The 12,857-nt window shown below is 72.4% G+C and carries 10 protein-coding genes; 4 read left to right on the top strand and 6 right to left on the bottom strand.

Annotated elements, in window-relative coordinates; genetic code table 11:
* The first annotated feature begins 214 nt into the window (after positions 1–214).
* Positions 215–2,476, top strand: coding sequence for a CHAT domain-containing protein (locus tag AB0H83_RS45420; protein WP_360107955.1), 2,262 nt, complete (start codon positions 215–217; stop codon positions 2,474–2,476).
* Positions 2,477–2,611: 135 nt separating this feature from the next.
* Here AB0H83_RS45420 and AB0H83_RS45425 read toward each other — a convergent pair whose 3' ends face one another.
* On the bottom strand, positions 2,612–2,752 hold the full coding sequence (locus AB0H83_RS45425; RefSeq protein WP_360107958.1) for a hypothetical protein: 141 nt from the start codon (positions 2,750–2,752) through the stop codon (positions 2,612–2,614).
* Between the two features lie 78 nt (positions 2,753–2,830).
* On the opposite strand from AB0H83_RS45425, the gene AB0H83_RS45430 reads away from it, so the two are divergent.
* Both AB0H83_RS45430 and AB0H83_RS45435 read left to right on the top strand, forming a co-directional pair.
* On the top strand, positions 2,831–4,051 hold the full coding sequence (locus AB0H83_RS45430) for a M48 family metallopeptidase (RefSeq protein WP_360107961.1): 1,221 nt from the start codon (positions 2,831–2,833) through the stop codon (positions 4,049–4,051).
* 207 nt (positions 4,052–4,258) lie between these two features.
* Positions 4,259–4,609, top strand: a complete 351-nt coding sequence (locus tag AB0H83_RS45435; protein WP_360107964.1) for a hypothetical protein — start codon at positions 4,259–4,261, stop codon at positions 4,607–4,609.
* A gap of 31 nt (positions 4,610–4,640) precedes the next feature.
* Here AB0H83_RS45435 and AB0H83_RS45440 read toward each other — a convergent pair whose 3' ends face one another.
* From AB0H83_RS45440 to AB0H83_RS45455, 4 genes are all read right to left on the bottom strand, one after another.
* Positions 4,641–6,650: an Hsp70 family protein gene (locus AB0H83_RS45440; RefSeq protein ID WP_360107967.1), complete on the bottom strand. Its 2,010-nt coding sequence runs from the start codon at positions 6,648–6,650 to the stop codon at positions 4,641–4,643.
* Positions 6,647–8,518, bottom strand: coding sequence for a dynamin family protein (locus AB0H83_RS45445; RefSeq protein ID WP_360107970.1), 1,872 nt, complete (start codon positions 8,516–8,518; stop codon positions 6,647–6,649). Before AB0H83_RS45445 ends, AB0H83_RS45440 begins: the two co-directional genes overlap by 4 nt.
* A complete protein-coding gene (locus AB0H83_RS45450) occupies positions 8,515–9,057 on the bottom strand; it encodes a hypothetical protein (RefSeq protein WP_360107973.1) in 543 nt (180 codons plus the stop codon). The genes AB0H83_RS45445 and AB0H83_RS45450 overlap by 4 nt, the downstream gene beginning before the upstream one ends.
* A gap of 70 nt (positions 9,058–9,127) precedes the next feature.
* Positions 9,128–10,738: a dynamin family protein gene (locus AB0H83_RS45455; protein WP_360107976.1), complete on the bottom strand. Its 1,611-nt coding sequence runs from the start codon at positions 10,736–10,738 to the stop codon at positions 9,128–9,130.
* A 244-nt stretch (positions 10,739–10,982) separates the two neighbouring features.
* Between AB0H83_RS45455 and AB0H83_RS45460 the strand changes: the two genes are divergently transcribed.
* The gene (locus AB0H83_RS45460; RefSeq protein ID WP_360107979.1) at positions 10,983–12,161 is read left to right on the top strand and encodes an MFS transporter; all 1,179 of its coding nucleotides are present in this window, start codon (positions 10,983–10,985) and stop codon (positions 12,159–12,161) included.
* Positions 12,162–12,311: 150 nt separating this feature from the next.
* Here the strand turns inward: AB0H83_RS45460 and AB0H83_RS45465 are convergent, their stop codons facing one another.
* A complete protein-coding gene (locus AB0H83_RS45465; protein WP_360107982.1) occupies positions 12,312–12,833 on the bottom strand; it encodes a carbohydrate-binding protein in 522 nt (173 codons plus the stop codon).
* Between the last annotated feature and the right edge of the window lie 24 nt (positions 12,834–12,857).

Raw genomic sequence — 12,857 nt, forward strand, 5'->3', positions numbered from 1 at the left:
CTGCCGAGTACGAGGCACTACACACGATGACCCAGCCGGTCACCGTATCCCCGAAAACCAGCTAACCAACTCTCCATCAAACCCGGGGCTTGACAGGTGGCACTGTCAAGGTCCAGTTCAGTGACGGCACGACGGTCGCACTGTCCGGTGCCAACCTCGAGCAGCTGGAGATCGTCTTCCAGCAGGCCGACACGCAACAGGGCTGAGCGCAGAGGTGGATCAGCTGGACATGTTCGAGCTGGAGGTCTTTGAGCAGACCTCCAGCTACTGCGAGGTGCGCCTGTCCACAAACGGGGGCGCGCCGCGGACCCGTGGCCTGGACCGGGCGGCGGTCGAGCAGCTGATCGACCTCGTCGAGCGGGACTACACCCAGCACGCGAACGCCCAGCGCGTGCACAGCTCGCCGCGGCTGCGTGAGCTCGGCGCGCGGCTGGCCGGGTTCGTCGACGGGGACCAGCGGTGGCTGGCCTCGATGCCGGGCCAGCCACCCGGAACGATCCTGCGGATCACCGCGGAGCAGCGGCTGCGGCATCTGCCGTGGGAGCTGCTGTGCCAGGACGGCTCGTTCCTCACCGTCGCCGCGCCCGCGCCGCTGCTGCCGGTCCGGGGTGTCGGCGCCGGTGCGGCGCTGCAGGCGCCGGTCACGCCGGGGAACCGGCCGTTGCGGGTGCTGTTCATGGCGACCTCGCCGGAGGGTGTCGAGCCGGTGCTCAACTACGAGGCCGAGGAGGCGGCCATCCTCGCGGCGACGTCCCGCACCGGCACCGAGCTGGTCGTCGAGGAGAGCGGCACCCTGGAAGGTCTGCGGTTCCTGGCCCGTGACTACGGGCGCGGCTACTTCGACGTGCTGCACCTGAGCGGCCACGCCACCACCGCCTCCGGGCAGCCGACGTTCGTGGTGGAGAACGAGTTCGGCGGGCGCGCCACCGCCACCGCCGACCAGATCGCCCAGGCCATGGCCGGGCACTGGCCCCGCCTCGTCTTCGTCTCCGGCTGCCTCACCGGCAACGCCCCGGACCGGGGCGCGTTCCCCTCGATGAGCGAAAGTCTGGTCCGCGCCGGAGCGCCGGCGGTGCTCGGGTGGGCGCTGCCGGTCGGTGACGTCTCCGCCACCGAGTTCGCCGCGGAACTCTACCGGGCCCTCTCCGCCGGGGCACCGCTCGACCAGGCCGTCATCGAGGCCCGCCAGCACCTGTACACCAACCACTGGGGCAGCTGGCATCTGCTGCGCGTCTACGCCGACCGGTCCCCGCTCGCGCCGCTGGTCACGCCGCTGCACACCAAGGGACGCGCACGGATCCAGGCCCGCGCCGCCGACCAGGAGTTCCTGGACCCGCAGACCCAGCTGTCCCGGGTCGCCGCCCGCGCCGCGTTCGTCGGCCGGCGCCGCGCCATCCAACGCTGCCTGCGCACCCTCAAACAGCCCCTGCACGAGCCCGGCGGAGCCGAGGCCCTCGTCCTGCACGGCATGGGCGGCCTCGGCAAGAGCAGCCTCGCCTCCCGGCTCCTCGAACGCATGCCCACCCACCAGCGCGCCGTCTGGTACGGCCGGGTCGACCTCATCAAGTTCCGGGAACTCACCACCAAACTCCGGTTCCCGACCATCGATCAGCAGGCCGAGGCGGACCAGGTGCTCGGCGACGACCGGGCCCCCCTCGCCGTCCGGCTGCGGTTCCTGCTCGACGTCGACGGACCCCTTGGGCAGACCCCGTGCCTGTTCGTGTTCGACGACTTCGAGGACGGCAACCTCGACGAACGCAACGGCGGGCACATCCTGTCGACCTCGATGGCCGACATCCTCCCCGCCCTGCTCACCGCCATCCGCGAGACCGGCAGCCCGAGCCGGGTCATCATCACCAGCCGCTACCTGTTCCCCACCCCCGCCGGTACGCGCATCGCCACCGAGGCACTGGAAACCCTCATCGAGGTCGAGCAGACCAAGAAGATCGCCAACCTGCCGAACCTGCGCCACGGCTCACGCGTCAACCCCCAGATCCGGGCCCGCGCGATCCAGGCCGCGGCCGGCAACCCCCGGCTCCTCGACTGGCTCGACCTGATCGTCGCCGACCGCACCCTCGACGTCGACGGCCTCATCGCCGCCATCGAGCACGAGGCCGACCGGTTCCGCGAGAAGATCCTCGCCACCAAGCTCCTCGGCTCCCAAGACCCCGACCTGCAGAAGATGCTCGCCAAACTCAACGTCGTCGAACTGCCCGTGCCCGGCGAGACCGTCCACGCCATCCACGACCACCCCGACACCGACCGGCACATCGAACGCGCCACGCAACTCGGCCTGCTCGAAGCCGGCGCCGACCCCGAAACCCGCCAACCCCGCTACTACGTCTCCAACATCCTGCGCCCCCTCGTCCGCCCCCTGCTCACCGATGAGGAGTACGTCGAAGCCTGCGCCGCCGCAGCACGCTCCCTCCACGCCATCTGGATCACCGGCCCCGCCCAGCCCGGAACTCCCGCATGACCTCCATTGCCCAAGCGGTGGAGGTGCATCGGCTGGCCGTGGCCGGCCGCGGCACCTCGAAGTCCGCGTACGGGTGGCTGACCACGAGCATGACCTCGTGCGGATCCCACGCCTCGTCCGTCATGAGCCCTCAGGCTACCGCGCGTGGCACGCTGAGCGGGATGACGAGCGGGACGCCGGGATGTTCGCCGGGTCCGGGGTGCCGCACGTGGTGCCGCCGTCGGCGGGGTTGGACTGGACGAGCCGGACGATCAGCCAGTACGCGCTGCTGTCCAACGGCTGGGTTGTTCGACGTGACCCCGCTGCTGGCCGCCAGGTTTGCGCTGCTGAGCGCCCGAAGGGGACGATGCACGCATGACGGGCAGCGCGGAAGACGTCATCGGATGGCGGTGGCTTGACGTTCGGTTGGGACGACGCGCTCGGCGGAGGGCCCGTGAAGAGGTCACGCCGAGTCGGATCCGTCGGGTCGCGACCGCCGTCGTTGCCGTCGTCGTGCAGGTCGCTGCCTTCGGGATTCTGCTGTGCGGTGCGTGGTTGAGCACCGTGCGGTTCCCCAGCGCCGCGCTGCTGCCCGGCACCGTGCTGCTGCTCTTCGGCGGGCTGACCTTGCCCCGACCGGCAGCCCTGCCCCGCGACGTCGTCACCGTCCGGCGTGCGGACGCAGTCGCGCTGCATGCGCTGGTTGACCGGGTCGCCGCTGCACTGGACGTACCCGCACCACACATCGTCGCGTTGGACGACCGGTTCGCCGCTGACGCGGGCTTCTCCGGCATTCTGCGGCGCCGCTACCTGCGCATCGGAGTGCCGCTGTGGGCGGTGCTCGACCCCGCGCAGCGCACCGCGCTGGTGGCCCTGGAACTCGCCCGGTTCAGCGGCGGTGACCCGAGCCGAGCCGTACTCACCGGCACCGTCGAACGAACCCTCGCCACCATGGTTGCCATCTTCGAACCGGCCGCAGACAAACGCCTGCACGGCAGCCGCGAAGACGACGTCACCAGCATGATGGCCGCCAACCCACAGCGCATCGGCCAGCAGCACGCACAGTCGTACACCAATCTCGTCGGAGATCTCGTGCGCCCGCTCATGGCGCTCCTGCAGGGCGTATTCGGTCTCGTGCGCCTCGGCTACCTGACGCTGCTGCAGCCCGAGTCGTTCCAGGCGGTCTTCGCCGCGGACGCCCGTGCGGTCGCAGTGGCCGGGACGCTGCCGGTCCGGTCGGTCCTCGCTACGCGGCTCCTGGTCGAATCGGTGGTCACCGTCCTGCGCCGCGACGCCCGCGCAGGCGACCGCTCCGGTGTCGTCCAGCGCGACGAACCCCACGCAGTCATCGCCCGCTGGCCAACCCTCACCGCAGAGGTGCTGGCAAAGACTGCGCCGTCGATGCCAGAACGCTGCGAAGCCGACGTAACGCGCAACGCGTCACCGTTCGCCGTCATCCCACCGCTGGGCCGGCGCATCCAGATGCTCACCGAAGCACCGCCGGCCCTCCCGGCCGACCCGCAGGAATCAGCAGACACTGACGTCGAGCTGCAGCCGATGTACCGGCGACTGGTCCGAGACCTCAGGAACGGGTAACCACACCCGCGGCTTGCGGACCGAGGGACACGGAGCGTCATACACGCATGTGCCGTCTCCGGCGGCTGCGACCGCCACGGACGCAGAGCGGCTTCCAGCAGGCCGGTGATGTCTCCGGCTGGGACCTCCCGGCGTCCGGCAGCGCCTCCGCCCGCGGGCCGGGGCGGGGCATGGTTCGAGAAGCACAACTGGTCCACGGGCCCGTCCATGAGCGGCGACATCCACCGGGTGGCGAGCCTGGTCGCGTTCCTCAGCCTGCCCGCCGGTGCCCTGCTCGCCGCGGCGCCCTGGCTGCACGGTGCCGGCACCCGCCGGCCGGCCCGGCTGGTCGCCCTCGGCGGTGTGGTGTCGCTGCTGTGCTTCTCCCCGATCCTGTGGGCGCTGCTGTCCGAGCCGTGGACGGGCGTACGGTGGTGGCGCGCCATCCCGCTCGGGAGTGTGGAGCGCCTGCTCGGGCTCGCCGAGGTCGGGACGGTCCTGTTGCTGGCCTGGTGGGCGGCCCGCACCCGCCCAGCGCAGGCCCGACGGGGCGGCGCGCCGGATGGACAGGGCGCGTGAACCACGGTCCACAGGGCACCGGAAAGCGACACTACGGAACCGTCTGCGGAGACGGAGACTGGGCTGCCCTGCGCAGCAGAGCGCTGTTGATCGGATAGCTCACCGTCGTCTCGCCTGCGAACAGCGTCCACACGAGGTCCACGAAGGTCGTGGCGGTGGCCAGTTCGTAGCCGTGCCGGGTGCGGTCCACGCTCGACAGCCTGGGTGGGCGTCCGCCTGGGAGCACGACGAACGCCTCGACCCTGGCCGTGCCGCCGAGCTGCGTGCGCCAGCTCTGCAACTGGTCGGACAGCGACGGACGGGCACGGGCGTCCGTCGCCTCGTGGACGAGCAGGACGAAGTTGCCGGCCGAGATGGCATACCGGAAGGCCTGGCTCGCCGGGAGTTCGTAGATGCGGACGGCCGAGTAGGCGAGCAGCCGGTGGTAGGGCGCCTTCGGTTGGTCCCCGGGTCCGAACCATTGCCGCTGCGTGAGCTGGGCCAGCGTGACGGCGCCGGCCTCCCGGTCTGCCACCCGGTTGGCTGCGCCACGGGCATCGGTGAGGGTAACGGCGGTCCAGGCCGTGATGATGAGCATGCCGAGCGCGGCGGCGGCGCCGATCCAGTCGGCGGCATGGTTTCCGCCGCTGACTGCGCGATAGACGTAGATGACGATCTGGAGGAACGCGTACACCGCTGCGACGACCGTGACCGTGACGACCCACGTGCCGGGGCGGCGCGAGCCGGGCTGGTCACGCCGCCGGTAGTCAGCGAGGGTGCCGGCCGCGGCGAGCACCGCGAGGGCGGGCGGGGTGAGGTTCCAGATGTCGTACTGGTGGCGGAACCATACCCGGGCCGCCTCGCCGAGCAGCCATACGACCAGCAGGGCGGCCGTCGCGCCCCAGCCGGGCTGGACGGTGCCCGCTGAACGGGTCGTCGCCGCCCCCACGATGTCGGCGCGGGCCTGCGGGGGCGGATACGGCGCCGCGACCGGGTCGGCGTCGCCGGCGATGGCGCGCGCCTCGGCGACGGCCCCACGCACGACGGCGAGCTCGGGCTCGGGCACCGTCACCACCCGTCCGGGTGCCTTCGCTTCAAGCAGCTCGTGTACCAGCGGGATCCGGCTGGACCCGCCGACCAGGACGACGGCGCCCAGCGCAGTCCAGTCCTCGACCAGGCCGACCTCTTCACAGGCCTGGACCGTCCGCTCCAGGTCGGGCCGGATCAGCGTGTTCAGTTCGGCCCGGGTGAAGCTGATGGTGACGGCCGAGCCCTGGACCTGCTCGGTGGCGACCTCCACGCCGCTGTCCGACAGCCGCCGCTTGAGGGATTCGCAGGCGGCGAGCGCGTACGCCTGCGTCTCGACGCCGGCCGGCAGCCGCCCGTCGCCGCGGAGTGCGGCCAGGATCTTCCGGTCGAACTCCGCGCCGCCGACGTCGGCGAGTCCGCCGGGGACGACCAGCGCCGGCCGATGGTCCTCCGGTGGCGCCAGCACGGCGCAGTCGAACGTCCCGCCGCCCAGGTCGTACACGAGCAACGGCTGATCATCCGGCACGGAACGCTGCGACCGTGCATGGACGACGGCCGCGACCGGTTCCTTCACGATGTGCAGTGTCCGACCGGCGAACCCGGCCTGGATCGCGGCCTGCCGCAGCGCCTCCTGCCGGTAGCCCTGCTCCCAGACGCTCGGGACGGTCAGGACGACCACGTCAGGTTCGGCGGTGACGAGGCGGCCGGCCTGCCGGCGCAGGAACCGCAGCACCTCGGTGGTGAGGTCGGCCGCCGTGTACCGCGAGCCGCCGAGCACGAACGTGCGGCCGCCGCCGAGGTCCCGTTTGAACTCGTCGGCGAACCCGTCCGGCGCCGCCAGGCGGGCGTTCACCGCGGCGGTGCCGACCAGCCATTCGCCGCCGGTCCGGCAGACCGCGGTCGGGATCGCGGTGATCCTGCGGGCCGGTGACGCCGGGTCGGTCACCAGCTGCGGCTCGTCGTCGCCGGTCTGGACGGCCAGCGACGAGGTGGTCATGCCGAAGTCGATGGCATAGACGAGACGGTCGCTCACCCGGCGGTCCCGTTCCGCGCGTCCCGAAGCTCGGTCACCAGCCGGAGCGCCACATCCCGCTGCCGTTGCTGTTCGGCAGCCAGGCGTTGCAGCGTCGCCGGGCCCGCACCGCCGGTGTCGGCGACGGTACCGGCGGCGTCCAGTTCGGCGAGCACCTCGCCGCGCGCGGCGCCGGCCTGCCGGACGAACTCGTCGCGTACCGCTTCGGCGATCACCGGCCCGCTACGGCCCAGCCAGTCCTGATGCTGCTTGATCTGGTCGTCGACCCAGGCCGGGGCCCGGCCGCTGAGGGTGTTGAGGCCGGTCTCCCGCCACCGCTTACGCTCCTCGCGGAGCGTGTCGCGGATGCCCGACGCCCACCCGACCAGGTGGCCCAGCAGCGCGCCGACGGCAGCGCCGGGCAGCACCCCGAGGCCGGGGGCGAAGAACGTCACGACGCCGCCGACCATGCCGCCGATGGCCCCGCCGGTGATCGCCAGCGTCCGGCCGTTGACCGCGCCGGCCCTGATGGCGGCGAAGGTGAGCACCGGCCGGTCGTCGACCAGACGGGTCACCACCTCCCAGCGCTTGCCGGCCCGCACACCGGCGACATCGTCGGCGGCGCCGGCGTCGAGGTCGAGGCCCGACTCGGCAGCCCAGCCGGCCCACACCTTCAGGACCGCGTCGGTCAGTGCGGCGTCCGCGTCTTCGCGCAGCCGCAGGATCCGCTCGGCGAAGTTGGCGGCGTACGTCTGGGGGTCCAGTCGTGGGGAGTACAGTCCCTGCTCCGCCCGGATCTGGCCCTTGAGCAGCTGAAGCTGGTGGGTCAGCTCGGCGTCCACGCGGTCGGCCGCCGCCCGGCAGCGCTGCGTGAGCTCGTCCGGCGCGCGCGCGATCGCGTGGTCCAGGCGGGCCAGCCGGGCCCGCAGCTCGTCCGAGCGGCGGGCCACCGCCGCGGCGTCGTCCAGCTGGATCTGCAGCACGGCCAGGTGTTGCCCGGCCGCCGCCGCGATCTCCGCCAGAACGGTGTCCAGGAGGTCGGCGGCGGCGTCGAGTTTCGCGGCGAACAGCGTGGCCGCCTCGGCCAGCAGCATCCGCCGCAACCCCGGAATGCCGGTGTCCTCCTCGCCGCCCCCGCCGTCGGCCGCCAGGTACAGGGCCTCCTCGGCGGTGACCTCGGCGACCGGGACGCTGCCCGGCGGCTGGCCGGTCGCCTGCGCGACCCGGTCGGCGTTCTCCCTCGCGTACGCTGCGGTGGCGGCCCGGCTCGCTTTGTCCGCCTTGGTCACGACCAGCACGAACCGCGGACCCCCGCCGATGCGGGCGAGCTCGTCCAGCTCCTCCTTCGTCAACGGGCGGTCGACGGCGGCCGCGACCAGCAGCACGTCGGCCTCGCGGGCACGGCGGTGCGCGATGGCGTTGTGCGCCGGGTTGCGGCTGAGGATCCCCGGCGTGTCGACCAGGACCAGACCGGCCGCGAACAGCGGCTGCGGGCTGCGGATCTGGATCTCGACCACGTCGTCGGCGGCGCCACGCCGGGACTGCTCGCTCACGTACTGGCTCAGCTTGTCGACATCGATCTCCTGCTCGCGCACCTGCGAGCCGTCCGCGATCCGCACGAAGGCCCGCGCCTGACGGCCGAAGTAGACGGTGGTGGCGACCGCGGTGTTCTCCGCCGGCTCGTGCGGGAACAGTGCCCGGTCCGCGGCGAGGGCGGCCAGCATCGTCGACTTGCCGCGGTCGAAGCTGCCGAACGCGACGACCGTGCAGGTGGGTGCCGCAAGCGTGGACAGGCCGAGCGTGGACAGCCGCGGGTCCGGCAGCTGCCGTGCCGCCTCCGCCGCGACCGCCCGTACCACATCGAACCTGAGCCTGACCGGGTCGGTCATTGCGCCTCGTCCTCCCTCTCGAAGATCACGACGTCCTGCGGGCGGAGCACCTCAGCGCCGAGCCGCAGCCCCGGGCGGGCCGTGGCGGCGATCCGGCCCGCCGGTCCGCCCGGCGTCATGCCCACCACCCGGTGCCGTTGCGGGACCACCGGCCCGTCGTCGGCGAACTCGGTGACCTGCAGGCCGTCCAGCACCACGTCGAGCCGGTCCAGCAGCCACGTGTACACCTCGTTCGTGCCGTCGGACACGTCCCGCAGCCGCTCGCGGACCCCGGCCAGCTCGAGGGCGACCGGTGCGCTGTCCCAGCCGTGCGCCGAGTCGCGCGAAGCGCGGTGCGCCACGGTGGGCGGCGGGCTCGCGGCCCGCGCCGTGGCCAGCGCGTCGGCGAGCACCGCCAGGGCGTGCTGGCCGACCTGCAACAGTTCGTCGTCGTCGCGGGGTTCGCCGGGCGCCGGCGTCCCGGCCCGCAGCGCGGCCTCCCGCACCAGCTGGTGCAGCTGGTGGTTGGGCCGGGCCGGCCGCCGGAACGGCAGCATCACAACCGTCTCCTCATCCGTGCAGAAGACTCCATCGGCAGCCTCCATCGGTAGCCTCGGTCAGTAGCCTCGGTCAGTAGCCGCTGAGCAGGTCCGCGGCAGTGTGGACCCGGTACGCGACCTCGTCGGCGATCCGGCTCAGGGTACGCAGCAGGTGGCGGGTCGGGTTGCCGTTGAGGTCCTCGTTGAGGCGACGCCGCCAGTACGCCGCCTCCTCATCGGCGACGGCCGTGAAGCCAGCGGGTGGGGCCCCGGCGGGGCGGCCGAGCCGCTGCGCGCAGGAGGTGCCGAACTCCCCGGCGAGGCGGCGCGCCCGCTCGGTCTCACCCGGGCCGAGGCTGACCGAGCGCTGCTGCAGGCCGCGGAGCAGTTCGAGGTCGGCGAACCCGAGGACCCGTTCGCGGACCTCCGCCACCGCCCTGGTCACCTCCGTCAGATTCGCGTCGGGGCGGCCACCGTCCTCGGTCCGATGCCTGGCGACGGTCCGCTCGATCTCGGCGAGCAGGGCGTTGAGCTTGATCAGGGTGGAGCGCCGCCCGAAGTGGCCGCGCACCAGCGCGACGACGTCGGCGACGCCGCTGTCCCTGAACAGCGCAGCCCGCAGCTCCTCGTCGGACCTGCCGTCCTTGATGTGGATGCAGGCCCGGAACACCCCCCAGCAGCCGAGCACCGCCGCCAGCGAAGACCGGGCGGGCAGCGGAAGCGGGCAGTCGGTCTCCTCGGCCAGAAAGGAACGCTCACCCCGCAACCACCGCACCAGCTCCGGCAGCCCGCTCGAACTGAGCGCCCGCAGGTCCGACAGGTGCCCGGCATCCAGCCGGAACGCGCCCTCGGCGAGGAGACCCGCGATCGGGACCACGGTATGGAAGAGCTCACCGACCCGGTCGTCGTCGTCCTGGAACGCGCGGATCCTCGCCCGGGCCGGGCCGAAGGGGTCGTAGTCCACGGCCGCGGTCCGCGGCCCCCAGCTCCCGTCGCACCGGCTCAGCACCCCGAACGCCCGCAACGAGTTGAACGGCCCGGAGCTGTCGCCGCCGCCGGCGAACCCGGTCACCACCTCGAGGTCGGGACCGCCCAGATCGTCGGTGAACAGGTAGAGCACCGCGTCGGCCTGGGCCATCGCCGCACCGCTGGCCTTGCCGACGTCGGCGAGGGTGAGGTCCATGGTGGCCAGCAGGCGCTCGGTGCTCGCCGAATCGTCCCCGTGCACGCTGCCGAGACCCGGCGTGTCCAGGAGCCCGACCTCGGCCAGCAACTCGGCGGGCAGATGCACCTCGACGTGACCGATGCTGCGCAACTCGTCCAGCCGGCCCGCATCGTGGTCGTTGAGCCGGTACAGCTCGTCGAGCCCGAACTCGGCCGGCGCCCGGCCGGTCGCGTCCCGGTAATGCACCCGCAGGAACTCGCGCTCGTCGTAGCGGTACTCGGCGACCGTGAATGTCATCTCCGTCGTGCCGGTGCTGGCCAGGCCGCGCTCGATCAGTGCGTTCACCAGCGTTGACTTGCCACACTTGATCCGGCCGACGACGGCCAGCCGCATCGGCCGCCTGACCCTCCGCGCGGCCCCGGCCAGCAGGTCGTGCAGGTCTTTGCGGTAACCGAACCGGTCGCTGCTGCTGGTGAACCGTGCGGCCTGCCGAGTCAGCAGGGCAACGGCTGCGGATTCGGTCAAGTCGCTGTTCACTTGTCATCCTGTCCAGTCACAACTGAGAGTCTTCAGTCTGTTCACGACAGTCACGCCACTAAATCCCCCGAAAGGGTATGCATTCCTGACCGGGCGTGGCCACGGCTGGGCCGTGATGGCAGCAGCATGGTCCCCGGGCGCGCCACCCCGCCGCCTTTCCCGACAGCGCGTCGGTATGATGCCGACACCAGGTCGGTAAATCCGCGCGAAGGGCAGACGTCGGGTGCGGCGCAAAGCATTACTCGTGGTGTACCTCGCGGTCTTCGTCGACATGCTGGGCTTCGGGGTGATCCTGCCGCTGTTGCCGTTCCATACCGAACGGCTCGGTGGTTCCGGCGTCTGGCTGGGCGGTGTGCTCACCGCGTACGCGCTGGCCCAGTTCGTGGCGGCGCCGGTGCTCGGTGCGCTGTCCGACCGGTACGGACGCCGGCCGTTGCTGCTGGCGAGCCTGGCCGGTTCCGCGGTCTCCCTCGCGCTCACCGGCGTCGCCGGGTCGCTGCTGGCGCTGCTCGCCGCGCGGGTGGTCGCCGGGCTGTGCGGCGGAGCAATCTCGGTCGGGCAGGCCTACGCGGTCGATCTCGCCGAGCCCGGCGAACGCACCCGGGCGCTCGGCATGGTCGGTGCCTCGATCGGCATGGGCTTCGTGTTCGGGCCCGCCATCGGCGCCGCCCTGGCCGGGCTGGGTTTCGCGGGCGTGAGCTTCGTCGCGGGCGGCATCGCGCTGGCCAACCTGATCGCCGGCGCGGTGCTGCTTCCCCGGGGAGCCCGGCCGGTCGGGCAGGAGACGCAACCACCCTCCCACCGGTCGCGCAATCCGCTGGCCACGCTGGTGCAGGCGATCCGTCTGCGCGCCCTGCGACCGCTGCTGGGCGCCGTGTTCGCGGCGACGTTCGCGTTCGCCGGCATGGAGGCGACCTACGCGCTGCTCGGTAGCCGGCAGCACGGCCTCGGCCCGAGCGGCCTGGGCCTCGTCTTCACCGGCGTCGGGGTGGTGATGGCCATCGTCCAGGGCGGTGTGGTGGGCCGGGTGACCGACCGGTTCGGCGATCGCAGGATCGCGGTGGCCGGCGCGTTGCTGCTCGGCCTGGGCCTGGTGACACTGCCGTACGGACCGGCCTGGCTGAGCTACACCGCGCTCGCGGTGCTCGCCACGGGGCAGGGGCTGCTCGCGCCCACCACCGCCACCCTCATCGCCCGGGCCGGCGGCAGCGCGCTCGGCGGCGTGCTCGGTATCGGGCAGTCAGCCTCCGCCGCGGCTCGGGCGGTCGGTCCGATCGCCGCGGGCGTGGCCTTCGACGTGCGCCCGGCCATGCCCTACGTGCTCGGTGCGGCGCTCTGCGGCGTGGCCGCGGCACTGATCCTCCGGCACAACCGCGGCGCCGAGTTCCGCCCGGACGCCGCGCCCGCCGAGCAGGCTGCCTGATTCGCACGACCGGCCGACCGGACTTCGCACGGCCCTGACCAGCCGGGGATCCACCCGGACCGCCGTGAATTCCACGACGGCCCGGGCGTCGTTGCGGGTACGCCATCGACGAAACAGCATGCTTCCATCGTGCCCTACGCGCCGCGCGGGTCAGGCGTTGAACTTGAACCAGTTGATGTTGACGAGGTCGATGCCGGAGCCGCCGGTGACGGTCACGTAGACGCGGTGCACGCCGGTGGCGGAGGCGTGCAGGTCGGCGGGGACGGTGCTCCAGGTCTGCCAGCCGCCGGTCGGGAAGACGAGCGTGGTGGCGATCGGGGTGCCGGTGGGGCTGTCGAGACGGTAGCGGATGGTGCCGCTGATGACTCCGCCGTTGGCGAGGCGGGTGGTGACGGTCCGCGGGGACGTCGCGCCGAAGTCGAGGTCGAAGGCGATCCAGTCGCCGGGGGTGAACCACCCGACGTCGAAGCCACCGCCCACGTCGGTGGTGGGCTCGACCTGGATGCCGGACTGGGCGACGAACGCCTCCGCCTGCGTCAGCGTGTACGCGCTGCTGGCGAGCAGGCTCGGCGCGGGTCCGGCCTGTGCGGCGGCGGGGACACCGACCGCTGTGGACAGGGCGAGGATCAGGGTCGCTGCGGCGCGCGACAGCGCCGGGATGCTTCGTCGCACGGTACGTCCTCCAAGGGCTCATAA

Source organism: Dactylosporangium sp. NPDC050688 (assembly GCF_040654515.1).
Lineage (GTDB): Bacteria > Actinomycetota > Actinomycetes > Mycobacteriales > Micromonosporaceae > Dactylosporangium.